General features: G+C 44.6%; 35 protein-coding genes and 4 pseudogenes. 22 read left to right on the top strand and 17 right to left on the bottom strand.

The window, feature by feature from the left end:
* Positions 1-85: 85 nt before the first annotated feature.
* Together JCM16159_RS05240 and JCM16159_RS14960 are read right to left on the bottom strand one after the other, a co-directional pair.
* Positions 86-1,270: a putative sulfate exporter family transporter gene (locus JCM16159_RS05240; protein ID WP_243665986.1), complete on the bottom strand. Its 1,185-nt coding sequence runs from the start codon at positions 1,268-1,270 to the stop codon at positions 86-88.
* A 113-nt stretch (positions 1,271-1,383) separates the two neighbouring features.
* Complete coding sequence (locus tag JCM16159_RS14960) at positions 1,384-1,566, bottom strand: hypothetical protein (protein ID WP_243665985.1); 183 nt, start codon at positions 1,564-1,566, stop codon at positions 1,384-1,386.
* 251 nt (positions 1,567-1,817) lie between these two features.
* Between JCM16159_RS14960 and JCM16159_RS05235 the strand changes: the two genes are divergently transcribed.
* The 4 genes and pseudogenes from JCM16159_RS05235 to JCM16159_RS18690 all read left to right on the top strand — a co-directional run bounded on the left by JCM16159_RS05235 (position 1,818) and on the right by JCM16159_RS18690 (position 3,136).
* Positions 1,818-2,057 carry an AbrB/MazE/SpoVT family DNA-binding domain-containing protein gene (locus JCM16159_RS05235; protein ID WP_054857157.1) on the top strand — a complete coding sequence of 80 codons (240 nt, stop codon included), beginning with the start codon at positions 1,818-1,820 and terminating at the stop codon, positions 2,055-2,057.
* Between the two features lie 185 nt (positions 2,058-2,242).
* Positions 2,243-2,692: an arginase family protein gene (locus JCM16159_RS14955; protein ID WP_243665984.1), complete on the top strand. Its 450-nt coding sequence runs from the start codon at positions 2,243-2,245 to the stop codon at positions 2,690-2,692.
* A complete protein-coding gene (locus JCM16159_RS14950) occupies positions 2,689-2,877 on the top strand; it encodes a hypothetical protein (RefSeq protein WP_243665983.1) in 189 nt (62 codons plus the stop codon). Before JCM16159_RS14955 ends, JCM16159_RS14950 begins: the two co-directional genes overlap by 4 nt.
* Positions 2,874-3,136: pseudogene (locus tag JCM16159_RS18690) on the top strand (arginase family protein). Before JCM16159_RS14950 ends, JCM16159_RS18690 begins: the two are co-directional and overlap by 4 nt.
* A 68-nt stretch (positions 3,137-3,204) precedes the next feature.
* Here JCM16159_RS18690 and JCM16159_RS05225 read toward each other — a convergent pair.
* Positions 3,205-3,834 (bottom strand): superoxide dismutase, encoded by a 630-nt coding sequence (locus tag JCM16159_RS05225; protein WP_054857156.1) that lies wholly within the window; start codon positions 3,832-3,834, stop codon positions 3,205-3,207.
* Between JCM16159_RS05225 and JCM16159_RS18685 the strand changes: the two genes are divergently transcribed.
* From JCM16159_RS18685 to JCM16159_RS14925, 3 genes are read left to right on the top strand one after another with little or no spacing between them, the layout of a single operon-like run.
* Positions 3,755-4,327 carry a hypothetical protein gene (locus JCM16159_RS18685; protein WP_367834297.1) on the top strand — a complete coding sequence of 191 codons (573 nt, stop codon included), beginning with the start codon at positions 3,755-3,757 and terminating at the stop codon, positions 4,325-4,327. The two genes, JCM16159_RS05225 and JCM16159_RS18685, sit on opposite strands and share 80 nt — an antisense overlap.
* On the top strand, positions 4,308-4,682 hold the full coding sequence (locus JCM16159_RS14930; protein WP_243665980.1) for a hypothetical protein: 375 nt from the start codon (positions 4,308-4,310) through the stop codon (positions 4,680-4,682). Before JCM16159_RS18685 ends, JCM16159_RS14930 begins: the two co-directional genes overlap by 20 nt.
* Positions 4,640-4,903, top strand: a complete 264-nt coding sequence (locus JCM16159_RS14925; protein ID WP_243665979.1) for a hypothetical protein — start codon at positions 4,640-4,642, stop codon at positions 4,901-4,903. Before JCM16159_RS14930 ends, JCM16159_RS14925 begins: the two co-directional genes overlap by 43 nt.
* Here JCM16159_RS14925 and JCM16159_RS05215 read toward each other — a convergent pair.
* Positions 4,900-5,325: a hypothetical protein gene (locus JCM16159_RS05215; protein ID WP_054857155.1), complete on the bottom strand. Its 426-nt coding sequence runs from the start codon at positions 5,323-5,325 to the stop codon at positions 4,900-4,902. The two genes, JCM16159_RS14925 and JCM16159_RS05215, sit on opposite strands and share 4 nt — an antisense overlap.
* A 155-nt stretch (positions 5,326-5,480) precedes the next feature.
* Here JCM16159_RS05215 and JCM16159_RS14920 point away from each other — a divergent pair, with 155 nt between their 5' ends.
* The 4 genes from JCM16159_RS14920 to rpiA are packed head-to-tail and all read left to right on the top strand — an operon-like array spanning position 5,481 to position 7,077.
* The gene (locus JCM16159_RS14920) at positions 5,481-5,870 is read left to right on the top strand and encodes a dihydropteroate synthase (protein WP_243665978.1); all 390 of its coding nucleotides are present in this window, start codon (positions 5,481-5,483) and stop codon (positions 5,868-5,870) included.
* 8 nt (positions 5,871-5,878) lie between these two features.
* On the top strand, positions 5,879-6,049 hold the full coding sequence (locus JCM16159_RS14915) for a hypothetical protein (RefSeq protein WP_243665977.1): 171 nt from the start codon (positions 5,879-5,881) through the stop codon (positions 6,047-6,049).
* Positions 6,050-6,054: 5 nt separating this feature from the next.
* A complete protein-coding gene (locus JCM16159_RS14910; RefSeq protein WP_243665976.1) occupies positions 6,055-6,351 on the top strand; it encodes a dihydropteroate synthase in 297 nt (98 codons plus the stop codon).
* Between the two features lie 24 nt (positions 6,352-6,375).
* On the top strand, positions 6,376-7,077 hold the full coding sequence (rpiA, locus tag JCM16159_RS05205; RefSeq protein WP_054857154.1) for a ribose-5-phosphate isomerase RpiA: 702 nt from the start codon (positions 6,376-6,378) through the stop codon (positions 7,075-7,077).
* Here rpiA and JCM16159_RS05200 read toward each other — a convergent pair.
* Positions 7,064-8,481: pseudogene (locus tag JCM16159_RS05200) on the bottom strand (aromatic amino acid ammonia-lyase). The gene rpiA and the pseudogene JCM16159_RS05200 overlap by 14 nt on opposite strands.
* A 426-nt stretch (positions 8,482-8,907) precedes the next feature.
* Here JCM16159_RS05200 and JCM16159_RS14905 point away from each other — a divergent pair.
* The 6 genes from JCM16159_RS14905 to JCM16159_RS14885 all read left to right on the top strand — a co-directional run bounded on the left by JCM16159_RS14905 (position 8,908) and on the right by JCM16159_RS14885 (position 11,830).
* Positions 8,908-9,366 (top strand): amino acid permease, encoded by a 459-nt coding sequence (locus tag JCM16159_RS14905; protein WP_243665975.1) that lies wholly within the window; start codon positions 8,908-8,910, stop codon positions 9,364-9,366.
* Complete coding sequence (locus JCM16159_RS14900) at positions 9,363-9,716, top strand: amino acid permease (protein WP_367834296.1); 354 nt, start codon at positions 9,363-9,365, stop codon at positions 9,714-9,716. The genes JCM16159_RS14905 and JCM16159_RS14900 overlap by 4 nt, the downstream gene beginning before the upstream one ends.
* 152 nt (positions 9,717-9,868) lie before the next feature.
* On the top strand, positions 9,869-10,576 hold the full coding sequence (locus tag JCM16159_RS14895; RefSeq protein WP_243665974.1) for a hypothetical protein: 708 nt from the start codon (positions 9,869-9,871) through the stop codon (positions 10,574-10,576).
* Entirely contained in the window at positions 10,561-10,749 is a 189-nt protein-coding gene (locus tag JCM16159_RS14890) for a hypothetical protein (protein ID WP_243665973.1), read from the top strand. The genes JCM16159_RS14895 and JCM16159_RS14890 overlap by 16 nt, the downstream gene beginning before the upstream one ends.
* A gap of 65 nt (positions 10,750-10,814) precedes the next feature.
* Entirely contained in the window at positions 10,815-11,642 is an 828-nt protein-coding gene (locus tag JCM16159_RS05190) for a threonine/serine dehydratase (protein ID WP_243665972.1), read from the top strand.
* Positions 11,639-11,830 carry a hypothetical protein gene (locus tag JCM16159_RS14885; protein WP_243665971.1) on the top strand — a complete coding sequence of 64 codons (192 nt, stop codon included), beginning with the start codon at positions 11,639-11,641 and terminating at the stop codon, positions 11,828-11,830. Before JCM16159_RS05190 ends, JCM16159_RS14885 begins: the two co-directional genes overlap by 4 nt.
* Here the strand turns inward: JCM16159_RS14885 and JCM16159_RS18680 are convergent.
* From JCM16159_RS18680 to JCM16159_RS05175, 4 genes are all read right to left on the bottom strand, one after another.
* A complete protein-coding gene (locus JCM16159_RS18680; RefSeq protein WP_367834295.1) occupies positions 11,815-12,279 on the bottom strand; it encodes an aminotransferase class I/II-fold pyridoxal phosphate-dependent enzyme in 465 nt (154 codons plus the stop codon). The genes JCM16159_RS14885 and JCM16159_RS18680 overlap by 16 nt on opposite strands.
* 32 nt (positions 12,280-12,311) lie before the next feature.
* Positions 12,312-12,995, bottom strand: coding sequence for a pyridoxal phosphate-dependent aminotransferase (locus JCM16159_RS18675; protein ID WP_367834294.1), 684 nt, complete (start codon positions 12,993-12,995; stop codon positions 12,312-12,314).
* Positions 12,996-13,049: 54 nt separating this feature from the next.
* Positions 13,050-14,138 (bottom strand): pyridoxal-phosphate dependent enzyme, encoded by a 1,089-nt coding sequence (locus JCM16159_RS05180; protein WP_054857153.1) that lies wholly within the window; start codon positions 14,136-14,138, stop codon positions 13,050-13,052.
* 106 nt (positions 14,139-14,244) lie between these two features.
* Positions 14,245-16,044 (bottom strand): glutamate--tRNA ligase, encoded by a 1,800-nt coding sequence (locus JCM16159_RS05175; protein ID WP_243665970.1) that lies wholly within the window; start codon positions 16,042-16,044, stop codon positions 14,245-14,247.
* Positions 16,045-16,062: 18 nt separating this feature from the next.
* Here JCM16159_RS05175 and hutI point away from each other — a divergent pair, with 18 nt between their 5' ends.
* From hutI to JCM16159_RS14875, 3 genes are read left to right on the top strand one after another with little or no spacing between them, the layout of a single operon-like run.
* The gene (gene hutI, locus JCM16159_RS05170; RefSeq protein ID WP_054857151.1) at positions 16,063-17,313 is read left to right on the top strand and encodes an imidazolonepropionase; all 1,251 of its coding nucleotides are present in this window, start codon (positions 16,063-16,065) and stop codon (positions 17,311-17,313) included.
* Between the two features lie 43 nt (positions 17,314-17,356).
* On the top strand, positions 17,357-17,581 hold the full coding sequence (locus JCM16159_RS14880) for a hypothetical protein (RefSeq protein WP_243665969.1): 225 nt from the start codon (positions 17,357-17,359) through the stop codon (positions 17,579-17,581).
* Positions 17,578-17,790 carry a hypothetical protein gene (locus tag JCM16159_RS14875; protein ID WP_243665968.1) on the top strand — a complete coding sequence of 71 codons (213 nt, stop codon included), beginning with the start codon at positions 17,578-17,580 and terminating at the stop codon, positions 17,788-17,790. The genes JCM16159_RS14880 and JCM16159_RS14875 overlap by 4 nt, the downstream gene beginning before the upstream one ends.
* A gap of 2 nt (positions 17,791-17,792) precedes the next feature.
* On the opposite strand, the gene JCM16159_RS05160 is transcribed toward JCM16159_RS14875, so the two are convergent.
* The 6 genes and pseudogenes from JCM16159_RS05160 to JCM16159_RS05145 all read right to left on the bottom strand — a co-directional run bounded on the left by JCM16159_RS05160 (position 17,793) and on the right by JCM16159_RS05145 (position 21,681).
* Positions 17,793-18,755: a glycosyl hydrolase family 4 gene (locus JCM16159_RS05160; RefSeq protein WP_054857150.1), complete on the bottom strand. Its 963-nt coding sequence runs from the start codon at positions 18,753-18,755 to the stop codon at positions 17,793-17,795.
* A 40-nt stretch (positions 18,756-18,795) separates the two neighbouring features.
* Positions 18,796-19,026 carry a hypothetical protein gene (locus tag JCM16159_RS14870; RefSeq protein WP_243666038.1) on the bottom strand — a complete coding sequence of 77 codons (231 nt, stop codon included), beginning with the start codon at positions 19,024-19,026 and terminating at the stop codon, positions 18,796-18,798.
* Positions 18,933-19,363, bottom strand: a pseudogene (locus JCM16159_RS14865) (NAD-dependent epimerase/dehydratase family protein). The gene JCM16159_RS14870 and the pseudogene JCM16159_RS14865 overlap by 94 nt, the downstream one beginning before the upstream one ends.
* 14 nt (positions 19,364-19,377) lie before the next feature.
* Positions 19,378-19,572 (bottom strand): NAD-dependent epimerase/dehydratase family protein, encoded by a 195-nt coding sequence (locus JCM16159_RS14860; protein WP_243665967.1) that lies wholly within the window; start codon positions 19,570-19,572, stop codon positions 19,378-19,380.
* A 169-nt stretch (positions 19,573-19,741) separates the two neighbouring features.
* Positions 19,742-20,740, bottom strand: coding sequence for a DUF354 domain-containing protein (locus JCM16159_RS05150; protein WP_243665966.1), 999 nt, complete (start codon positions 20,738-20,740; stop codon positions 19,742-19,744).
* 329 nt (positions 20,741-21,069) lie between these two features.
* The gene (locus tag JCM16159_RS05145) at positions 21,070-21,681 is read right to left on the bottom strand and encodes a hypothetical protein (RefSeq protein ID WP_054857149.1); all 612 of its coding nucleotides are present in this window, start codon (positions 21,679-21,681) and stop codon (positions 21,070-21,072) included.
* Between the two features lie 53 nt (positions 21,682-21,734).
* Between JCM16159_RS05145 and JCM16159_RS05140 the strand changes: the two genes are divergently transcribed.
* Positions 21,735-22,688, top strand: a complete 954-nt coding sequence (locus JCM16159_RS05140) for a hypothetical protein (RefSeq protein ID WP_054857148.1) — start codon at positions 21,735-21,737, stop codon at positions 22,686-22,688.
* Position 22,689: 1 nt separating this feature from the next.
* Here JCM16159_RS05140 and JCM16159_RS05135 read toward each other — a convergent pair.
* Both JCM16159_RS05135 and JCM16159_RS05130 read right to left on the bottom strand, forming a co-directional pair.
* A pseudogene (locus tag JCM16159_RS05135) lies at positions 22,690-22,877 on the bottom strand (50S ribosomal protein L37e).
* Entirely contained in the window at positions 22,870-23,640 is a 771-nt protein-coding gene (locus JCM16159_RS05130; protein ID WP_243665964.1) for a class I SAM-dependent methyltransferase, read from the bottom strand. Before JCM16159_RS05130 ends, JCM16159_RS05135 begins: the two are co-directional and overlap by 8 nt.
* A gap of 339 nt (positions 23,641-23,979) precedes the next feature.
* Here JCM16159_RS05130 and JCM16159_RS05125 point away from each other — a divergent pair, with 339 nt between their 5' ends.
* On the top strand, positions 23,980-24,564 hold the full coding sequence (locus JCM16159_RS05125) for a hypothetical protein (protein ID WP_243665963.1): 585 nt from the start codon (positions 23,980-23,982) through the stop codon (positions 24,562-24,564).
* Positions 24,565-24,614: the final 50 nt, after the last annotated feature.

The raw sequence follows: 24,614 nt of genomic DNA, 5'->3' as shown, positions 1-24,614 counted from the left end.
TGATGTTGATACCTCAATCTGCGCTATTCGTGGGAGGGAATTAAAATTGGTTTTAATTTTAAGATTTGTTATTGTTCATCACCTTTTACTTGGGTGGTGGTAAGCCTGCGAAGAAGGCTATTGATAGGCCTAGGGCTATTAGTATTATGATTGTTAGTGATACTACGTATGCGGCTATCATACGCCCAGCCTTTATCTCAGCGAGTGTCTTGAACCTGGTCGTTAGCCCTATTGACATGAAGGTTAGGGCGAAGAAGAAGTACCTAAATAGTTCAGTCTGCGGTGTTATGCCGCCAGTCATGAACTTAGATGCCGTGACCGCGCCCACGGCGAAGCCTATGCCCCATAGTATTAACCACGTGGCTAAGTAGCCAAGTACGAACTTTGGAAACCTAAACCAAATCTGGATCATGGGAACTCTTTCTCCAGGTCTTCTTTCAACTTTGGTCACCCATATTACGGCTAATATGAATGCCCATAGTCCAATCCATATATCAATAAATACCTTAGTCATGACTGCCGTTGTTAATACCCAAGTCTTATAAATGGCAAGGCCCGGCTGGGCGCTAATTAGGGCGTCGGTCAAGGCACCGCTTGCCGCAGCCGCACCATCGGTCTTAACGGATAGGCCCATCCAGGCACCGGCCGCGTATGGCGTCCACTTTAAGAACGTAGCAGCCACGAATGGCAGTATCACCAGCTCCACCGCTGCGAATAGCACAATTATTGATGCCACGGTGGCCGGCACAATCGATGGAGCTCCTATTGCGGCGGCTGTGGCTATGGCCGCGGATACACCGCATATACTAACGCCCGATGCAAGTGTTGCTGCCCACTTATTATCTAATTTAAACACCTTATAGGATACTAGGTATGAGATTGGCCAGTAAATTAAGTAAGCAGCGATGATAGCGATCAGCGATCTTTCGACGAGACCAACGGCTAATGATATGTACCTTAACGATGAAGCGCCGACTAAGGCTCCCAGGAGGACTATGGCAGTCTTTATATACCACTCAGTCCTGGCCCCGGTCTCTAAGACCGCCGGTAACTTCCTGTAAAATACTACGTTAGATATGAATAGGCCCACGAGTAGTAGGTATATTAATATGCCGTCTGCCCCCACGGGTATTGACCAGGTAATGCGAAGCTTCGCGTATTGATCAGGCGTAGCGTTGAAGTAGGCGTATCCAAATATCCACCAGAAACCAAAGGTTAGTATGAACATTATTGTGAAGCCAGCCATAAACCTCTTGACGTTATGGCCCATTAACCATGCTGCGAATGTTAAAATTGCTAATAGGAATAAGTAGAGAAAGAGAACGCTAAGTAATGGGTTTAAGCATGGATATGACTTGGTCATTGTTAATGTCTGTCCAACAATTATAATACTTTTTGATGGGTCCAGCCATGGCGCTGAGACCTAGGCACCCAACCAAGGAGGTAGATGCCATAATAACCAGGTAGTGATAGAAAGAATATAAGGAGGCCAATCCAAAGTGCCCACCAATCCTCCTTCTTCCATAGTGATGACCAATCAATCTTTGCCGTTGCCTGGGTCGCCATATTTATCGAGGCCTATTCGTAAATGTCAAAAATAAGACTTGTTGCACTTACTTATAATATTTATATGTGGAATAATATTTAAAAGTTATAACTAGATTAACTAAATTATTGATAAAAATTCTTAGAGTTATAATAATAATTATAAATTAATTGTAAGGAAGTTAAGAGTATGCGGAAATATTCTCGAGCTTTATTTTTAACTTAGTAGAAATGCCTTTAATGCTTTTATAGAGGTAATTATTTAGTTTATTATGAAGACCTTGGTTAAGGTTACTAGGAATTTTCAGGTTACGATACCCGCGGGCATTAGGGAGAGACTTGATATTAAGGTTGGCGATTTGCTGAGTGTTGAGGTTGATGGTGGTCGTATTATCCTTAAGAAGGTTGTTCAGGAGATACCAATGATTAGGTTGGGTAGGGAGTTAACGATTGATGATATTAACAGGCTCATTGAGGAGGGTTTGATGAGGAATGTTGGAGGCGGTGATTGATACTAATGCATTGATTTTTATATAGTTGAGGATTCTAGGGAGCATGCTAGGGCTGTTGAGGTTTTAAACAGCTTGAATAAGTGGTTCCCACCTCATATTGTTATTTAGAGGATAAGTGTTGAGGTTCTTAGGGTTTAGTTCGTGATGTAGTACTTTTAATACTATTGGCATTGCTTGATTTTTGTATGCGGTTTGTTAGGGAGTCCATGTATAAGTTCATTAAGGATCCTGGTGATGTCAGGATTGGCGAGGTTATTAGGAGAGGTTGGGTCGGTGGTGATGTTGGTGTTCTCGGTGTTCCCTGGGATGGGGCTGTTGGTACAAGGCCCGGCTCTAGGCTTGCCCCCTCCAGGATTAGGTCCTGGCTATACTCCTCACCATACGTCTTCAGTAATGTTTCTATTGTTGATCTTGGTGATGTTGATGTGGTTGTTGGTGATCATAATGAGACTTGGCGTAGGGTTGAGGAGACGGTTAGCGAGGCCCTAGGCCTCGTTAGGGAGTTAATCGTGATTGGTGGTGATAGTACGACGTCCTACGCGGCCTTTAGGGGCTTGAGGAAGGCTGTTGGCGGTGGCTTAGCCTATGTCCTGCTTGATGCTCACCCCGATGTTAGGTTGTTACTGAGGGCTTGACGAGCGGGCAGGTTATTAGGTGGATTAGGGGTGTTGACCCTGACGCTTACATAGCCATAATAGGTGTTAGGCCCCACTCAAACGCGCCCTACCTGTTTAATGAGGCTAAGAAATTGGGTGTTAATGTGTATACCATTGACCAGGTTGATTCCATGGGCATTGATGCGTGGTTAACGAGGTCATGAATAACGTTGGTAATAGGATGGTTCACCTAAGCATCAATCTCGACGTTGTTGACCCAGCCTTCGCACCAGGCGTTAATAGCCCATCACCTGGAGGCTTTACATCAAGAGAAGCAATAAGCTCATCCGTGAGCTAAGCACTAGATTAACGCCTAAGATTTTCGACGTCGTCGAGGTCACGCCGCCATTCGACATCAATGATGTGACGAGCATGCTTGCATCAGCAATAATAATTAATGCAGTGTGGGTTCATAAGGCATGATTTTATGGTAATTAGGGAAATAGATAATAAAATAAGGTTTATTTTGATGATCCTTACTCTGTTGTGTATTACTTCATGTACTTCCTAAGTCTATTTTCGGCCTCCTCCCAATTCAGCACATTCCAAATGGCATCTATGTAGCCATTCCTGTTATTCTTATATTGGAGGTAATAAGCATGTTCGAATTCATCGACTATTAGGAGGACTGGTAACTCGGCGATGTGTTGGTTGTAGTGGTTTTCGAAGGTTGTGAATTCTAGGTTTCCAGTTTCTGGGTCGTAATATAGCACGGTCCATCCACAGCCCGGCAGTGACCTCATGACCTCCATGAAGAGTGCCTTGAACTTTTCGAAGCTTCCGAATTGCTTATTTATTAGGTCGCCTAGGTAGCCGCCTGGTGTTCCTCCTCCCTTGCCTGGTGGTGCCATTGAGTGCCAATAAAGTGTGTGGAGTTTGTGACCGTTTATATTGAAGAATAGGTTCCTCAGTAGTCCCTGTATGTCGTAGCTCGTTACCTCCCCCTTAACGATCTTCTCTAGCCTCTCGATGGTTGCGTTGGCTCCGTTTACGTAGCCCTTGTGGTGCCCGTTATAGTGTATGTCAATTACCTGACCACTTATGTGGGGTTCAAGGGCATTTATTGAATATGGTAGTGGTGGTAGTTCGTATCTTTTGAAGAGTGTTGCGGGAAGACTCATCAAAGACCTTGTTAGGATTGGGCTTATTAAATGTTGTTTTTGCATTATTTTAATTTGGGATAGTGGGGTGCTAACAATTACTTTGGATATTATTGGAGGATTTATTTCTGTGCTTATTGGTAGTTGGTTCTTTACCAATACCATGGAGTACGTAAGTTCCAGGTATAGGGTTGGTGCTTCCTTCGTTGGTGCAGTATTATCACCAATTCTAACATCCTTCCCTGAGCTTGTAGTGTTTCTAGTTGCCCTTCTGCTTTATGGTAATGTCTCTGGTGAAGATGTTGCCGTGGGTACGGTAATTGGGGAACCCTTTGTGGTATCTACTATAATATACCCAATAATCTTTGTTATCGCCATCATTGGGTTTTACCTGCACTACAGGAGTGACATGGTTCTTGAGGTTGATAGGGTATTGGTGGCGCCATTCATCGTGGTCGTAGCGTTTTTTCCCTACGGTTCTCCTACCAGCTTTCATGAATTCACCCCAGGTTAGGTTAGTAATAGCGGTTTTTCTACTTGTGATTTACCTATTATATATTTATGTAATGAGGGTTAGGCAGGGCTTGGCTATTGAGGATTACGAGGGACTTTACATGCTCAGGATCATTAGAACATCAAGGCTTAGAGAACAGCTTTTACTCGCAACTCAGCTTGCTATTTCCGTAGCTCTACTATTTGTGGGTTCTAGGGTTATGGTTGAGGGAATAATCGACCTATCACGTAGTCTCATGCTTAATGTAATGGGTTTATCGATAATAATCGTGCCTACGGCTACGGTACTGCCTGAGTCAATAACCGCGGCTATATGGACCTTGAGAGGGCGCGATACTATGCTATTGCCGCGTTAATTGGCGAGAAGGTTCTTTACTCAACCGTGTACCCAGCCATAGCCTTGATCGTCACTAGGTGGTCTTTGGATATTGAGGCTTTAATTAGTGTTATCGTGGTTGAGGCCGTATCCTCTATAATGCTTTACCACGTAGTTAAGGGGAGGCTTACCTGGGACGTGGCGGTGATTGGGCTTCTTGGTTATATAATCTACATGCTCATTTTAATGCGTGGTATTTAATGGCCGTGAATTATTACTGGCCCTATCAGCAATATGTCAAGGCCCATTAGCATCAATAGTTCGAGCGGTATTAGGTTTAGGAGTATTATTAGTGGCATTATCGAAACGTATTGGTTAAGTACTTCCTCAAGCTCCTCATCACTCATGTTATTTATTTGGCTGATTATTCTTTCCGAAATACTTTTCAGCTTCTCATAGGCCTTTTGGGCCTCCTCAAGGCCTGTTGGCGTTAAGTCAAAGGCCTCTTTCTTGAGTATAAAGCCCCTCTTAACCCTCGTAATCAATTTATCATGCTCAAGGTACTGAAGTTCCTCAGCAATCTCCTTAATATCCCTCCTTAGATAGTAAGCTATTTCCTCAGCAGTCAATGGGCCTCTTTCCCTAATTAAAATGAGTATTTGCTCATCCAATGATAGATCCATCACTAATCCTTAAATCTAGGACATAATAAGCCTTGCTCACTGAGGGAATTAAGCATGCCGAGGGCTAGGCTTGGCCGTGTTTGGGTTGGGGATGGTGAACCCGTTAGGTTGGTCGGGGTTATTAATGTTAGCCTGAGTCGTTCTTTAAGGGCTCGGTGAGGAGGACGGTTGATGATGCACTCAAGGCTGCCGAAGCCATGGTCTCCGGCGGTGTTGACATAATCGATGTTGGTGGAATGTCCACGGCGCCGTATAATAAGACCGTGATTAGTGTTGATGAGGAGGTGAGTAGGGTGTTGCCAGTGATTAAGGCCCTGAGGAGGGAGTTTCCTGAATTAACGATATCCGTCGATACATTTAGGTCTAGGGTTGCTGAGGAGGCGTTGAACGCGGGTGCTGACGTTATTAATGACGTCACTGGGTTAAAGGGCGATGGTGATATGGCCCGCGTGATATCTAATCACCAGGCATCAGTGATCATCATGGCAAGAGAGAGAAGGCCAAGTCAGGGCAGCGATCCTATCAGCAGGACCATAGGTGCCTGAGGGAGAGCTTGGAGATTGTATTGAGTAATGGCATTAATGAGGATAGTATTGTTATTGATCCTGGTATCGGTGCGTGGCCTCCGCTGGGTATGGATCCAATATTCACTGGTGGTGAGCCGTTAAGGGGCGATTACATACGTGGTGATGGTACTTACCATGGTATTCCTGGGACTCAATAATTATAATGAATATTAATAGGATAAGGAGTGAGTTAAATAGGCCTGTTCTTGTTGGTATTTCGAGAAAGTCATTCCTTGAGAGGCTGATGCGTAGGAGGGCATCACCTGAGGAGAGGTTGTTCGCATCCGTATCTGCCGAGGCCATTGCCGTGCTCATGGGCGCTGATGCCGTTAGGACACACAATGTTGGTGAGAGTAGGGATGCCGTTAGGGTTGCCGAGGCCCTTAGACTATGCCTTAACAAGGACCCAACTAGGTGCAATGAGGAGTTGGTTAGAATTGTTAATTCAGGTAATCATTAAATTTATTGGTTAATTACAGATGACGTGAGTGGTGTTGATATAGCGAGGGAGGCCGCGGCCAAGGAGGCCCTTAAGTACGTTAGGAGTGGTTATGTCATTGGTGTTGGTACCGGATCCACGGCAATGGTCTTTCTAAGGGAACTTTATAAGTTAATAATTAATGGTGACGTTAATAATGTGGTTTTGGTGCCAACATCTACAGAGACCGAGATCGAGGTGGTGAGACTAGGTCTTGCTAATTTATTACGTTATCCCTGGCAGGTTGACCATGTCGATGTGGCTGTTGACGGTGCTGATGAGGTTGATAGGAGGAAGAACCTGATTAAGGGTGGTGGTGCCGCCCTGACCAGGGAGAAGATAATTGATTATTGGGCTAGGGAGTTCGTGGTAATCGTTGATGAGTCCAAGGTGTTTGATTCAATACCGAGTAAGCACCCAATACCTATTGAGGTAATACCCTTTGCCTGGACCATAGTTAAGGCGAGGTTAGAGGAGCTTGGCGGTACGGCCGAGCTTAGGTTTGGTGGTGGTAAGAGGGGGCCTGTGGTGACTGATAATGGCAATTACATAATTGATTACATGCCCAGGGCTGGAGTTAATGTTGAGGATTTGGAGAGGGTAATCAGGGAGGTGCCGGGTGTTGTTGAGGTTGGCGTATTTAGTGGTAAGAGGGTTTCCAGGGTGATAATTGGTAGGCTTGATGGGTCTACGGTTACGATGGATTAATCCTTAGGCTTACGAGACTTGAAAGCTCATCAATCGCACTCATCAACCTCGTTGTTGCCTCACTATGTGATTGAGTACCCGCCACGTACTTACTAATAATGCCATATACGTGGGCGGTCACTTTGCCGCAATTTTCGCATGCATTATTAGCGCTGGCCACTACGTAGGCGTCGTAGGCGAGTATGGCTATTAACTGCGCAATTAATGAGTTCACTTCATGAAGCTTTATCGCCGAGTTCGCACTCATTGAGTTAACATCCTCCTGAAAACCACTGGTTGGTATGTTCTGTACGGTGGATGGTGTTGATAACTCCCTAAGCCTTGCCGATAATGCGGCGGCCGTATATTGGGTTAGCATTAAACCGACACGCCAAGGACCACTAGTTAAGTAATTACTAACGCCATTAATTTCCTTCCTAAGTAATTGAGCGATTTGTCTATCGATTAAATTGCCGAGAACAGCAAGGGACATATTAAGTAAGTCCGTTGATAAGGCTATGTATTGACCGTGGAAGTGACAGGTTGAGTAAACACTATTATTAATTATTATTGGATTATCACTCACAGAATTGGCCTCATTCAATACATTATGTAATGCCCAATTAAGCGCGTCAAGTACCGAACCAAGTACCTGGGGTATGCACCTTATTGAGTATGGGTCCTGGGTCCTACCGCTGGTGTTCACGTTCTTACTATCAATTATTAATTCACTAATGACCCTTGCAACCTCGAGTTCACCCTTATGTAATTTAGTGGTATTTACCTCAATGCCTAACGGTGCCGTACTTGCCCGTGACGCCTCAATCATTAACGCCATAACGGCTATTGCAGCCCGTAATAATCGGTAGGTGTCCCAAATACCCAATGAGGCTACGGCAGTGCTATAACTTGTCCCATTAATTAGCGATAACGCCTCCTTATAACTAAGCCTTAACTCATCAAGCCCAGCCAACTTAAGGGCCTCAGCACTAGACATTATTTTACCTTGGTACCTCACCATGCCCCTACCTAATAATGCTAATGCAATGTGAGCCAGCGGCGCTAGGTCTCCTGAGGCGCCCACTGAGCCGTACCTAGGGACTAACGGCGTTATTCTCATGTTTAGAAAATCAACTAACCTGTTTACAACGATATCCCTAACACCGCTATATCCCAGGGATAATTGATGTGCCTAATGAGCATTGTTGCCCGAACCCAGTCATCAGGTGCATAATCACCAACACCCGTTGAATGATCAATGAGCATCTCCAGTGAGTACTTAGCTACATCCTCAGGGTTGACAGTAACGTTATATAGGTCACCAAGTCCCGTATTAACACCATAGATCCTTACATCGCCATGAATAAGCTCCTCAAGGATCCTCCGAGACCGATCTATTGCACTTAATGCATTACCATTTACTATAACTTTATCATAATTCCTGGAGACCCCTATTATTTCCGTTAAAGTTAGCTTGCGCCGGATCCGATATTTATGACCATACGGGTAAAATTAAAATGTAGAATATTAATTTATTTTCCTCAATATAGTTATTTAAAAATCCTAAAATACTTAATAGATCTATTGCCCAGTTATTTTTCAAATCCGTAAAGATCATCTGCATGGACCTTATTATTTGCTATAAAGCATTAAATAGCGGACGTTTTATGATATTTTATTAATATTTATTATGTTATAGACTTCTTTTAATTAATTATTCACGTAGATCTTTGCATGTTTGGTCTTTTAAGTATGAGATTTAGTACTATATAAATACTAGCAATAATATAGGATTAAAATATATACTACATATTGTAAAATTTATAAATTAGCAGGATAATTTAGAATAGTATGGCCGAGGATTTCGGCATTAGGACTGATAAAGAACTACGCAAGGCTTTGGATAGACGTAGGTTATTGTTTCTCTCGATTGGTGAAATAATAGGTGCTGGTTGGTTGTTTGCGCCCATGTATGCTGCATCATATGCAGGAGGCGCTGCCCTATTGTCTTGGGTAATAGCCGGAATAATAATACTGCTCATAGCAATTGCCAATGCCGAGATCGCATCCGCAATACCGAAGTCAGGTGCCCTCGTTAGGTACCCGCACTACGTATTTGGTGGCTTTGCGGGTTTCCTACTTGGTTGGTCGTACTTCCTGGCAATAACGGCGGTGCCTCCCACCGAGGCTCTAACGGCAACTAGATACCTATCCTTCTTCTTTCCGCAACTATACAATACATCTACCGGCACCTTGACAGTACTTGGTTACGTAATTGCTACTTATTCCTGGCGCTATTTGTCTATGTGAATTATATAGGCGTTAAGGCGGTCGGTGATGTTGTTTATGGTGTTGGTTGGTGGAAGCTACTGATACCCTCAATAACGGCAATAATAATGATAGCTTTAGCCTTCAATCCCGCCAACTTCACTGCAGGGGGTGGTTTCATACCTACAAGCGGCACTGCGCCATACACGGGTTGGGCAGCGGTGTTTTACGCAATGCCCGCCGGAGGTGTTTTGTTTGCTTACCTCGGTTTTAGGCAGGCCATTGAATATGGTGGTGAGGGCAGGAATCCCAGTAAGGATATTCCCTTTGCGGTCATAAGTGCAATATTAATTGCAATGACGATATATATCCTGCTTGAGCTTGCTTTATAGGCGCGATCCATTGGAATGTAATTGATATCAAGGAGGGTGCCTGGTCAGCATTAAGAACATCCTCAATATCCAAGGCGCCAATAGCGCAATTACTAGAGTCCCTAAGGTACGTTATTCCTGCCGCAGCGGCATTCTTAACGGCTTGGTTAATAGTGTTCCTGACAGATGCCGTCGTTTCGCCAGCAGGTACGGGATTTGTATCCACCGGTGGCGCAACCAGGTCTCTCTATGGTATTTCAGCGGATGGTTATTTACCATCCTGGTTCCTAGCACTAAGCCGTACCAGGGTACCCAAGTGGTCCCTAGTAACCATAGCAGTACTCGGCGCCCTATACCTATTGCCATTCCCGACGTGGCAGTCCATAGTGTCATTCACCACTGTCGGTAGGGTACTCACCTACATGGTTGTTGGCGGAATAGCCGTACAAGCGTTGAGGAGGACAGCGCCTGATCTTCCGCGCCCATTTAGGTTATGGGCCATGCCGGTCCTGGCCCCGTTGGCTACGCTTGCGGCGTCCCTGGTTATTTACTGGTCAGGTTTTAGCACGGTGTCTAAGTTCTTCTTGGCAGTCTTTGTGGGTTTGCCTATTTACTTTGGTTATTACGCGTACAAGAGACTGAATGTAAGTCTCCCAATATCATTGTCACTGGGGCTTATTGACGCCGTAGGCATAGCCTTGTCATTCTCCTACTTCTACAGCTTGACCAAGGGTTTAAAGGTATATAATGATGTAGGTTTTCTGGTGTATGTCGTTGTCACTGCAGTACTGATATACGTTAGTATGGCCGTGCTTTACAGACTAGGTAGTGACTACCTAAGGAGGGAGTTCAGGCTGGTGTTTGGTTGCCAACGTATATGATCGTAATTACGTTGATCTCCTACTATGGTTCCTTTGGTTTACATAAGGTGATAATATTCCCAATAGATACAATAATTGCAGCAATAGTCACGCTAATATTCCACTACTGGGCTGTCTATAGTGCGTTTAGGACGAAGGCCGTAGATCAGATAATGGAGGAAATGAAAAAGTAAATGGCACTGAGATTTAAGGTAAAAATTAATTATGTTTTGTTCATGTTTAATTAACGGGCATCTACATGAGTGTTGCTGGTTCCATCGACTTAATGTTTCTTATTCAGGAAGCTTGGGATTTCATTAGGAGGACAGAATCGTTAGGTTACGTGATTAGGACACCATTGTATAGGTCGGAATTCCTATCAAGCAATGGCCTTAACGTTTACCTGAAGCTGGAGAATCTACAGAGGAGTGGTAGCTTCAAGGTTAGGGGTGTGTTCTTCGCCATACATAGGTATATGCGTGAGGGTTATGAACACTTCCTAACGGTATCCACGGGAAATCACGCAGTTGCATTGGCATATGTAGCCAATGTACTGAGGGTTAAGGCCACGGTGGTTGTCCCAGAGACGACGCCTAAGTCTAAGGTTGAGGATATGGAGAGGTATGGCGCTGAGGTTATTAAGTATGGTAGGTCTTATGTAGAGGCCGAGAAAAGGGCTCTCGAGATTGTCTCGGGTAATCCAAGGATTAAGCTTGTGCATACCTTTAATGACCATTACATAATTGCTGGCCACGCAACCATTGGGCTTGAGATACTTGAGGATCTACCCAGTGTCGATGCCATACTCATACCGCTTGGTGGTGGCGCCTTACCTGCTGGAGTTTCCTACCTAATGAGGCATGTTAAGCCGGGTGTGAAGGTTTACGGAGTTCAACCCGAGAGTGCGCCGTTTTATGTACTATCCCTTAAGGAGGGTAAGCCCGTGGTGCTAAGCGACATTAAGACGATAGCCGATGGACTTGCCTCAAGACCTGGCGAGATACCCTTTGAGTACATAAGGCGTTACTTAAATGATGTGTTCCTTGTTAATGAGGAAGATATCATGAGGCTATATACCTTTTATTGAAGTATGAGCATGTCGTTGCCGAGGGAGCCGGCGCCATAGCCATTGGGCCCGTAATAAATGGCGACTTACTTAAGAGACTTGAACGGGGCGTTATTTATAACGTGGTTGCCGTAATAACCGGCAGCCACATTGACGTGGAGAAATTAAAAGAAATACTTGAGAATGAGAGAGTTTATGAAAGACATTGACTAAGCGCCCTTATTCCCTCCCTTATTGCCTCCTCATTCTCTTTCGCAAACGTTAACCTTAGGTGATTCTTACCGCCCTCTCCAAAGGCCGAACCCGGTACCGCGGCAACGTGACATTGCCTCAGCAATTTCATTACAAAGTCCGCATCATTCGTATTAAGCCTTCTTAAGTATGGTTCTAAGTTTGGAAACATGAACAAACCAGCCCTTGGCTTCACAACGATTGTCTCGGGCAGGTACTCCCTAATGGCTTTGTACATGGTCTCCATCCTCGATTTATAGATAGGCACAGTCTCACTCAGGTACTTTTCCTTGTAATTCTTAAGGTACATAAGGCCTGCATATTGGGCTGGCGTTGGTGGGTTTAAGTTCGTATACTGCTTAACCCTGTTAAATATCTTTATGAATTCTTCATGTGCAACCACATAACCCAACCTCCAACCAGGCATTGCTGGATCCTTGGAGAACGTGTTCAGCGCAATTACATTCTCAAGGCTGTACTTAATGGCGTAGGTATGAGAGCATCATAGTAAAGATGCCTATAGGCCTCATCATATATGAGGAACGCATCGTAATCACGTGCTAAGTCAACCAGTAACTTAATCATGGATTCACTTAAGACCCTACCTGTTGGGTTGTCAGGATTAACGGCTATTATTGCCTTAACCCTCCTACTCATCACGGCCTTAATATCCTCCTCACTTGGCTCCCAACCAAGCTCCTCTCTAGCCCTAACCCTAATGACCCTACCACCCAGGTAATTAATGACAGGCTCATACATTAGGTATGTTGGGTCGAAGAGTATTACCTCATCACCGTTATCAATTATTGTCATGAACGTGGCAAGGATTGCCTCGGCTGACCCAGCAGTGACTGAGACATTTCCACTACTTATCTTAATTCCTGAGTACTTCGTGTAATCCTCCGCTATTGCTTCTCTCAACTCATTAATGCCGCTACTTGGTGTGTACATGCTGTATTCGAAGGGTTTCTCGAGGAGTTTATTCGTAAACTCAAGAAGTAACTCCCTACTGGGTGGAAGACCAGGTTGACCAATGTGGAAGCTATAAACTCTAATGCCCGATCTCTCGAGCTTAACAACCTCCTCATTTACGCCTCTAATTGCCGATCCAGGGAATGCATTGCTTTTTATTGAGATCCTCACGGTACGCAATAGATAGTGAATATTTATAAGTGTTTCTCTTGTTGAATATATTTGCTATATTTTGCTCATTATATCTATATACTTTAACCCACTACCCGTTAGAATTATTACAACATCCTCATCCTTACTTAAATAGCTAGTGTTTAATAACTTTATGTAACCTGAAAGGGCTATTGCACTGCTCGGCTCAACAATAATCCCCCTCCTTAACAATGACTTCCATGATTGTAGAAGTTCATCATCAGTCACCACTAACACATCGCCTTTACTGTCCCTTATTGCGCTAACCATCTGCTCAAGTCTTGGTGGATTAGACACCCTAAGTGCATCTGCGAGTTTTGTTGGCTCTCCTGAATTCCCACCATGCATCCTCTCATAAAGACTAGCAAAACCCTGGGCTTGAATGGCGTAAAGTCGCGGGATCTTATTAACGATATTGAGACTAATCAGCTCATTGAAGCCAACCCATAAGCCAAGAAGTAATGTACCTGCCGATGCGGGAAAAACTATGGCACTAGGTATGTGCCCAAGCTGATCAAGTAATTCATATGCCAAGATCTTTGTACCCTGTATAAACCAAGGATTCCATGCATGCCCGATATAAGCCTCGTTAGGTCCCACGGACTCAACAGCCATCTTACTGGCCTCGGCCCTGGAAGGAGCCTCAATTAATTCAGCCCCTAATGACTTTATAAGGCTCTTCTTACCCTCGGGTGCATCCTTGGGCACATATATCCTAGCCTTAATGCCGGCAGCGGCCGCATAGGCCGCTATGGATATCCCAGCATTGCCGCTTGAATCCTCAATCACAGTCCTAACACCGAATTCCAACGCCTTTGATACAGCAACGGCAGAACCCCTATCTTTAAATGAGCCAGTTGGATTAAGGTACTCAAGCTTCAGGTAAGTATTGCTTCCCAGGAAGTCAGCCTTAATTAGAGGTGTGAAGCCTTCACCTAGACTAGCCAGCGGCCTTGCGGGTATGACGCTGGAGAATCTCCACAGGTCTCTACGCTCATTGAGAGTAAGCCTTAATCCATCAATAACAAGGTCAAGTGGGCCGCCGCATTTAGGGCATTTCCAGATCCATGACGATGCCTCAGTTATGTATCCACACCTTGAACACCTATATAATACCCTCATGAGGACCAGACCGTATTACTTAGCAAATTAATTAAAAACATTAAGCGCTAATACCTCGAGGGGCCTCACGTAAAGATCTGATTTACTATAAATACTACTGATGATACTAATCGTGGACGTAGACAAACCTATCACGCTCTATCTTCTTTACGAAGCCATACCTCATAAACTGCACGATCTCACCACTGGTAACTTGCTCCACAGCTGGCTCAGCAAGTCCCACATCATTAATAAGCCTTAGATTCTCAGGCCTTACAACCCTTATTGACAACCCATCGGGTGGTACCCATTGTATTATTGGTGCATTCACCCTCTTGGCACTCTCAAGATCCTTACTATGTATTCGCGCTATTAGGGTGTTTCCATCCTTATTAATTACTTCAATGTTCATAAGTTCCATTAAGCGGATTACCGAGCCTATGCCCGCCTTTTCATAATCTAACTTACTTATAAATACCGTTACTTTACTATCAATTGACTTAAGAGTTATTTCCCTAAACCCGCGATCAGGGAATGATGGGTGCATTGGTAGTCTAGCCGTTAATTCCTCATTGACGCCCTCAATAATTACCTTGACGGGATCAATCACGGCCATGTACCTATTCGCCCTCGGCTCAATAATTTTCCTATTCTCAGCAAATAGGTTGGCTGAGGATATAGTCGCATCTGTGGGCTTAATACCGACCTGGAGTATTATATTCCAAATAGCCTCTGGCTGAATTCCCCTGTTCCTAAGGCCCGCGAGGGTCGGTAATCTAATGTCATCCCACTTGATACCTAATGCCTTCAACTTCGTCTTGCTCAAGGTCATACCAACGATTTTAAGCCTACCGAAGTGTATAGCCTCGGGTTGCTCCCAACCCATGTGTGTGTAGACGAAGGATTGCTTGGTCGTGTTCACTGAGTGTTCCTGGGCCCTTAGTATATGCGTTATACCCATTAGGTGGTCATCAATGGACACGGAGAAGTTATACGTAGGCCAAACAATATACCTGGAACCAACCCTTGGGTGCGGATACTTAGTCGTGTCTATGATCCTCATGGCAACCCAATCCCTAACGCTTGGGTCTGGGTGTTGTAGGTTGGTTTTTATTACCATGACGGCCTCACCCTCCTTATAACGCCCCTCAAGCATCCTATCGAAGAGCTCAAGGTTAATGCTTGGGTCGGCATCCCTATTCTTACATGGTTTACCAGTTACCTTAGACCTCTTCCAATCATCAGGTGTACAATCACTACCCTTAGCAGCAACGTAAGCACCACCTCTTTCAAGGATCTTCTTAGCAATTTCGTAATAAATCCCCATCCTATCCGACTGTACGTACTCCTCATCCCACTTAATACCGAGCCACCTCAAGTCCTCCTTAATCGCTTCATAAGCCTCAGGAAGTGGTCTCTTCGTCCTTGGGTCGGTATCCTCAAACCTAAGTATGAACTTCACCTTCTTACCCAATCCCTCATACTTTAATTTATATGCGTAATTTATGATAGCCGGCCTAGCACTGCCCAGGTGAAGTACGAAGTCCGGGTTCGGCGCAAACCTTAAGGTCATCACTTCATACTTACTATCATTAGGCAGTGGCGGTAGGTCCTCAATCCCCTTCCTATAGGACTCAACCTTCCTCTCTCCAAGTGCCTCGGGCCATTTACTCAATAGTAGGTTTCTTTGTTCGTCAATGCTTAGGGAGTTCACGTAATCAATGACCTCCTTAACGACTTGAGCGACCTCCTTGGCCATGGACCTAAGTGATGGGTCCTCGGCAAATACCTTAGAAATTACCGCGTTCATGCTAGCCTTTCCATTAAACTTTACGGCGTTAATCAATGCATGCTTTAGGGCAATATCCCTAATCTTATCCCTATCCACGGACACGCCATTAGTTAAAAATGGAATCTTTTTAAACATACACTAAACAGCCGCATTATGGGCAAGGTCTCCCTACTCATAGGCCCAATCAGGCAAGTGGTTACTGCTAAATCAATGCCCTGGAGGTACGGAGACCCGGTATTAATTATCGAGGACGCGGGTATCGCCGTTGATGGTGATAAGATAATAGACGTTGGATCGTGGAGCTCCATCAGCAGGAAGTATGAGGGCAAGTGCAGAATACCTGCCGAGGAATCCCTAGTAACGGCCGGACTCGTGGACCCGCACACGCACCTCCTCTTTGCTGGTTCCAGGGAGGATGAGCTTGAGCTTAAGCTTGAGGGTGTACCGTACGAGGAAATACTCAGGAGGGGCGGCGGTATCTACAGGACTGTTAGCGCCACGGTTGGTGCAACGGATGAAGAGCTTAGGAGAATCTTACTTAGTAGGTTATTTGAGGTTGCGAAGTACGGCACAACCACGATAGAGGTCAAGAGTGGTTATGGAATTGACCCAAACCAGGAAATTAGGCTTCTCAGGATAATCAATGACTCAGCGGCAAACGCGCCCGTTGATGTCGTACCGACATACCTAATTCACGTACCACCAAGGGACATGGATAGGAAGGAGTATGTTAACGCGATAATAGGTTCTCTTGATTATGCGAAGGACCTAGCGAGGTTCATAGACGTGTTCTGTGATGAGGGGGCTTTTACGGTGCAAGAAACCAGGGACATCCTTAGGGAAGCATCGAGGAGGGGCTTTGGTTTAAGGCTTCACGCTGATGAAATAGCCTATATTGGGTGTAGCGACTTAGTTAAGGAGTTTAATATTACATCGCTTGATCACTTATTGAACCTACCCGAGCAGAACGCTAAGTTAATTGCCGAGAGGGGTTCGGTGGCGACTCTATTGCCCGTGACCGTACTCTCACTAATGAGTAGTAAGAGACCGCCGGTAAAGGCACTAAGAAGTGCGGGTGTGCCCATGGCGCTCGGTACCGACTTTAGCCCTAACTCCTGGTCCTTAAACATGCAGTACGTAATGGAATTAGCCACGTACCTACTCGGCATGACCCCCCTTGAAGTCTTGATGGCGGCCACGGTGAATGCGACATATAGCTTGGGCCTTCGAGACAGGGGCATTTTACAACCTGGTTATTTGGCGGACATAGTTGTTTGGAACGTGCCCAACTACAGATGGTTGAGTTATGAGTTGAGTAGTAATAAGGTATTAACCATTATTAAGAGAGGTGCAATACTCGAGTCAACACTAATGGGTGTCGTGATTAATAAAGAATGTGCTTGAAAGCTTTATTTATTGTGTATTTAGGGCTTATTAATGATCATCAATGGAGGCTAGGCTTGACCCTGAGGAGGAATACGTAGTAATGCCACTAAGTATTTTAGAGAGGATTTTGAGGTACGCAATGGTTGTTTGCCAGGAGCATTGTCCAGCCGGTAGGGACCCGGCAACGTGTCCATACTTAGTTAACCTAACGAGGCAGGTTGGGTTGAGCCCACCGCCGTGTATTAACGATTATGGTGAATATAGGCTGAGACGTTTAGGGTTATGATTAGGGATTTAGAGCATAAGTATGGCATGAGTATTGAGGATTTTGTGAACATGGTTAGGAGGAGGAAGCCGAGGAGTCTCGAGGAGCAAACGGACTTCATGGAGGCTACGTTCTATCTCGGCGTTCTTAAAGAATTAAGTAATACGAAGAGTATCTACATTGCTAAGGGCTCGGATATAAGCGTGAGAAAGGCCGTTGTGGTTAGGTGACGTTAAATAACAACCACTAGTAGTGAAAGTGATGCAATACTTGTAACTAGAAATAATAGTAGTATGTCGCGTACGATCTCCCTCTCAGTCTTCGGCTTTTTCATAACGATTAACTTGACTAGCGTTGTCGGTGAGCCCGGAGTCCTGTTTGCATGTATCACTCCGTCATTTACAATGACAGGTCTCTTCAGGGTTTCCCTGGGCCTGAAGCCCCTTGCTGTTATGACTATTAGGAAGCCATTTATTATGTATGGCAGCGCCGATATCACGCCCTGGGTCCCCGCATTATAAAGTACCATGAATGCGCCCATCATTGCCCCAAGTGCGTAACTACCGACGTTGCCGTTAAAGACCTTGGCAGGGTACCAATTAAATACGGCTAGTGGTAGTACCGTGAGTACGAGTATTAATGTAGCTGGCAAGGCATAACCGAAACCAGCCATGTACGAGATGGCTCCACTGACGGTTAGTATCATTAGTGTTGATACAGGGACTATACCATTCATTACATCGAGCATATTGACGGCGTTGGCCATTACCGTGACCGCGAGCATTGAGAGAAACGCTACTACGAAGAAGTTATGCACGTGGCCGATGAGGAGTATGTATATGTAGCCGTGGACGACCACGGGTATTATCAATGCCGGAACCAGTGGCAGGAAAACCCTAACACTGACAGGTAGCCCCTTTAAATCATCGGCGAGTCCTATCAAACCCACGGTTAAAGTCACGAGACCAAGAGCAACCAATCTTGTGTCATTGATTAAGTATGCCATTATCGTAACCGCACCCATGGCTATCAGTATTGCCACCCCACCAATCTTAGGCACCAATACCCTATATGGTTTATGGGCATCAGGTGCCAGTAACCTTGGGTTCCTTAACCTGGATATTAGGTATACAGTAATTAATGAGACTATGAAGGATATGATGGCAATTAACACGTAATCATCATTAATAATCATAGGTTTCGCCTGAACCAGTCAATGGTAGCTTTCAATCCACTCACCAGGTCATATTTAGGCTTGAAGCGAGGATCCTCATGGCTTTACTAATGTCTGGATAGCTCCTAAATGGTTCAGAGGTTCTTGGTTGTACATTAATCCTAGAACTCGAACCAACCAACTTAATTATTGCCTTAGCTAGGTCAAGTATTGACGTCTCAACACCAAGCCCAATATTGAAGGCTTGACCAACTGCCTCATCCTTCCTAAGGCTAGTTCCACGGCTTCGCACAAGTCCTCAACGTATAGGAAGTCCGTGGTATCAACACCACCATTATTAACCACCAAGTCCTCATTCTTCAACGCCTTGCTTATGAATATGCCGACAACACCGTTATCGTAGGGACCATAGGCTTCCACAGTCTGAATACGGTCACGGGGACGCCATGCACCACTTGATAGGACATGGAGACGGCCTCGGCGGCGACCTTACTCCATCCATAACCCTCAAAGGGCCTTAATGGGTCATCCTCAGTAACGGGTAACTTAGTGGGTTTGCCATACACATTGGATGTGGAAAAGAGTAGAAACCTGGCATTTAAGGTTCTTGCAAGTTCTAGCGTGTTTATGGTACCGACAACATTTACATCAAGACCCTTAGTGCGCCCGCGTTAGTAAAGGTCCTCGGGTTTGGATAAGCAGCTAGGTGAATAACCGCGTCAAAGCCCTCCTTAGAAAGCCTAAGTACATCATCTCTTTTTGTTATGTCGATTACGTATCCGTGGTTTCCGCCTTGGTAATATCGAGGCTCTTGCATCGTGGCCTCTAGCTCATGCAATTAACTAGGTTTTTCCCTAGGAATCCTGAGGAACCAGTTATTAAGATTCTCATTGAATCACCGTCCATAAAATCGCTTTATAATAATTACCTACTGACTCATTATTTTTCATTCACGAGTCTCTTGGTCTCGTTGATAATAAGCTCCGTCGGATCCTCCATCTTACTTATTATGGGATTTGTATCAACATAGGCCGTATCTGCTTGAGTATTGAATTAAGAATGCCTAGGCAATCCTCAGCAACGCACCTGTAGAGTGGTAATCCCTTACCCATTAAGTAATCATCTATGTAGTAATGCTGTGGGAAATAGCTAATGGCGGGTATGCCTAATAATGCTGCCTCATGCGCCATTGTGGAACCACCCGTAATCACAAGCCTTGCATGCCACGCTAGGTCAAGGCCGTCGAGCATCGTATTCCTTGGTACTATTAATTTACCAAGCTTAAGGAAGAGACCGAGTTCAGTCCTTATTAATTCTTCCTGGTGGGGATACCTCGGGAACATGACTACGTAATAGCCGTTCTCAAGTATGTTCCTTGTCATCTTAATCAGTAGGCGTGACTTATCACCATAGTCATAGTAGGAAGCCCTGGACTCCTCAAACCTAATTACAGCAAATTCCTTACTCTTAAGCCCCAGCCTATTAATGGAGTCACCACTTGGTTTAAACCTGTTAATCCACATGAGTTCAAAAACCCCATCAAATGCCCTAACCTTATCAATCTCGGCACTGGGTATGTAACGAGCCCACTCACTCATTGGTATTGCTGATGGAACTATTACCGTATTTGCCAACGGCAGTGTTAATTTATTAACGAAGTATGAGTGGGCAGTATCGGTAAGTGCTATTATTGGCTTACCAAGTCCGAAGGCCACCCTAACGGCGTCTGGCGATGTCAGTGAAATATGAACATCAAAATCCCTAACAACATCGAGTAACGCAAGTTGTCTCTCAATGCCCCTTAATAACTTCTCCCTGGTACTTTCACCATGATACCCAACGCACTCGTAGCGTAGGCCAAACGCATTTAAAACCTCCTCCACATAGTCGTACTTCCTACATGTTATTATGACGTCTATACCCCTTTTCTTACCCTCAATACTTAGTATTGCCGCCATCCTGGCCTGCTTAGCCGTTAATGCATCAAACCATGCCTTAATAACCATGCCTAAAGGCACAATTAGCGGATTATTTTAATTTTAGTGCAGATTGCTTTGATAACTTATCCTTTAACATGCATGGTGATTGGCATTTTACTTAGTGGACTTAAACAAACGGGGCATCTATAACCCCATTGCCTGAGTACCTCATCAACGCTCTTGAGCTGTTGATCACTATAGAAGGTGAAACCGCATGAATGGCACTTGATTATTATCGGCATCATAATTCACCATAGTAAATGTTTTATAAGAATTACCATCATTGTACACATTATATTAATGATATTCTACGAGGATTATATAGGTAATATGTATATAATATTCGAGTATTAAAACTAAGCTGGGCCATTATTCGGAGTATTCATGACAAGGCCTGTAAATGCGTAAACAAGCCCATCAAGTTCATCCAGTGTTAGGTAAGGATACCTGGACTTGAACACGCTCTTCTTCTCATATGCCAAATCTTCGTTAATGATCCTAACCCTAACATTTACGTCATTCAGGGACTCCATGAGATCCCTAACAAGTGCTGAAACACCAGGACTAATACCAATAACTAAGTTAATACTTGATCTCTTGGCTAACCTCCTTATCATTCTAACGAGCCTTGCGAAACTAAGCGTTACGTGGACTACCGGCACATCATTTGCAAGAATTATAATACCACACCTGGAATTACCAATATCAATACCAATATTCAACTCATTAATTTTTAGTCCGCTGATCACGGTCTCAATCAATCCATCAATATTAGAATCACCTAGCACCAATACCTTGGGGCAACGAACTAAGTCGGCCATGTACCTCTCCACAATGACTAGGTCAAGCCCTAGGCAATCCTCCTCATTACTCACGTACTTTAACGCTACATGTTCGGGAAAGACCAATTTCCTCAATAAATTCCAGGTGGATGACTTACCCACAAAGCCGAGTTTAATGCCATCCACTAGGCTAGCGCTAAACTAGAGATGTTATAAATCTTACATGCAGGAATTAAGTGATGGAATTAGTACCAATAGCCGAGGAGAGCCTTGGGGTCAGGTCAATGGCAATGTTTGTAAAGACTAAGGACCTTTCAATACTTCTAGACCCAGGAATTAGCCTATCACCAAACAGGTACGGACTACCACCGCACCCTCGTGAACTAGAGAGGGTTAGGGCGTTGAGGAGTATCCTGGAGAAGTACGCTGAGGAGTCGGAGTACGTATTCATAAGCCACTACCACAGGGACCACTTTACCGTGCCTTATCCAAGCATTTACATGGGTACCACAAACGATAGTTTCAGGAAAATATACAGCAATAAGGTAGTACTAATGAAGTCACCTAATGACGAGAATTGGAGCCAAAGAAAAAGGTACTATGGCTTAAGGAAGGCCATTGAGAATATCGTGAAGAACTTGGTATTTGCGGATGGTAAGGAATTTACCGTGGGTTCCACGAAGCTTATAGTGTCACAATCATTACCTCATGGCGAGGATAATACAAAGACGGGTAGGGTCGTGGCGATAACAATCATTGAGGGTGATGAGTCATTGATGTTCATGCCCGATGTAGAGGGGCCTATCTCGCGATTGGCTGTTGATTACGTAATGATGATGAAGCCACGGACACTAATAGTTGGTGGACCACCTCTGTACTTATCGAGGAGGGGCTTTGGTGGGGATTACGTGAGCAATGCCTTGAGTAGTCTCATGGTGATACTAAGGGCTGGGTTCCTCAATAGGTTAGTCATTGCTCATCACACGTTAAGGGACCTTAACTGGAGGAACACGTTTAGGCAGTTGTTTGAGGAGGCGGGTAGGTTGGGGATATCCGTGATTACCTACGCGGGGTTGCTAAACCGTGAGGATGAGTTACTAGAGGCGATGAGGAGGGAATTATACGCGAGGGAGCCGCCGCCTAAGGATTATCTTGAGCGGTTTAGGAGGGTTAAGGATGAGGGCGGGGATTGAGTTATCGAACCCTAACTTTATTGACCTTCTTGTTCTGCCATGAGTAACGCCTAATCCTCTTTGACCTACCCCAACCGCAAGCTGCGCAGTAGCCCTTCACTGGGTTGTAAGCGTGCCTACCGCATCTAGGCATCTAATGTGCGTCCAACCATTGTTCATCTTGCCAAAGCTCGGCGTACCCTTAACCATACTGAGCCCTGTTAGTTTTAGTGGTTTTTAACTTTTGCCGCCACCAATACTCCCTGTCGCCATACTCATTACAAGTGCGGTTTCCATCCCTTGAATGCCACGTAGTCACCCCTATCATACCCATCAATTGGTACTCAACGGATTCATTGGAGTACCTAGGGTGCCTGGTCAGTGTTTGGGCGACCTTAACTATCACGAAGCCCGCGTCCTCGAGAAGCCTCCTAATCTCATCAACCGTGTGCCACCTTGCCTGCCTAACATACTCAATTGGGTATGGGTTAGGCGACCTAACCCTGGCTATGTACTGCTCATCCCAGGAACCAAGCAACTCAGCCAACTTATAAAGTAGTCCATAGGACCCCTCAGCAATTACGTCAGCAACCACGACGTGGCCGCCCGGCTTAAGCACCCTATGGGCCTCCCTAACGGCCTTAACATCATCCTTAACGTAGTCGAGAACCCCATTAAGTATCACTGTGTCGAATGTGGAGTCCTCGAATGGAAGCTCCTCAGCATAGCCAATCCTAACGTTTAACCCCCTAGCCCTAGCCACCTCAGCCATGGCTGGACTGGGCTCAACACAGTCACTAATCACAATACCATACCTAGTCCTGAGAATGAACTCAAAGAGCCCAGAGCCGCAACCAACACTCAAGGCCCTACCGGGGCTTGGCTCAAGCATGTACTTAAGCAGTAAAACCTCAGACTCAAGCACATAATTATTCCTCAAAAACCAGGAATCGTACTTGCCAGCCTCAAACACAATAAATCACTTATTATTGATTAATAACTTAGTTTTTAAATATTTCCCTATACTCAAAAGTCCGTTGTTCTGTTAATCAATGTGAATTTACCATCACCTAGGTTTATGCTTATTCCAATTTCTCATGACTTTGCTTAAGGCCATGATGCATCGGTTCGTGTGATACATCATTAGACATCATTGTGATCTCAACATGCATTGTTTCAGCAATGTCCTTGATTATGTTTTAGTATATTTGGTATAATGGCTTGTTAGACCACATGTTAAATAGACTTAATATGGCATTTCTGCAATCAATTATGCACCTAATTTATTAAGTGTTAAATCATGCATGTCAATGTGAATTGTATACCTAAGGACGTAATTAATGAGGTGATTAATAGGTTTAGGAGTGCATATGCGATATACGTATACGGCGGATCACTTGACTGTAGTGGTGGTGATGTCGATATTGCGGTATTCATAGAAGAATTACCTAAGGAGATACCCAGGATAGGGGATAATGTGGACTTGCAGGTTTTTAGGAGGCCACGTAACACCCTATTCTTCGTCTATGTAATTAAGACTGGCAAGTTAATCTATGGTAATCCCCTAGACATTGATGTTGATTTAACCATTAGAAATGAGTTGGGAATGATAGACGAGAGGGAATTCATCTTCCTTAATAGTGATGATGAGATTATGGTGTGTAAATCTCTTAAAGAATTAATGTTTCTCCTCGCCGCAATTAAGTGCGGTATTTACGAATCGAGTAATTGGTATAGGATGGCTCGGTGCCTAAGTAATCTTAGCATAAATGCACCCATCGAATTCAAGCTCTGCCTAAGGCCGCCGAGTATTGATGTACTTAGGGGTGTTGGTGAGCCGGTGCTTAGTAAGGTAATGCAGGAACTTAGAATTATTAGGCAAAGTTACGGTATTTGATTGTTCGTTTTTTTAATTTTCATAATTATGCCATCGAATTAGTAATGCCT

This window comes from Vulcanisaeta sp. JCM 16159 (assembly GCF_001316265.1).
In the GTDB taxonomy this organism is placed as follows: Archaea; Thermoproteota; Thermoprotei; order Thermoproteales; family Thermocladiaceae; genus Vulcanisaeta.
The sequence above is the reverse complement of the archived record's forward strand: the minus strand, read 5'-3'. Positions and strand labels throughout refer to the sequence as shown.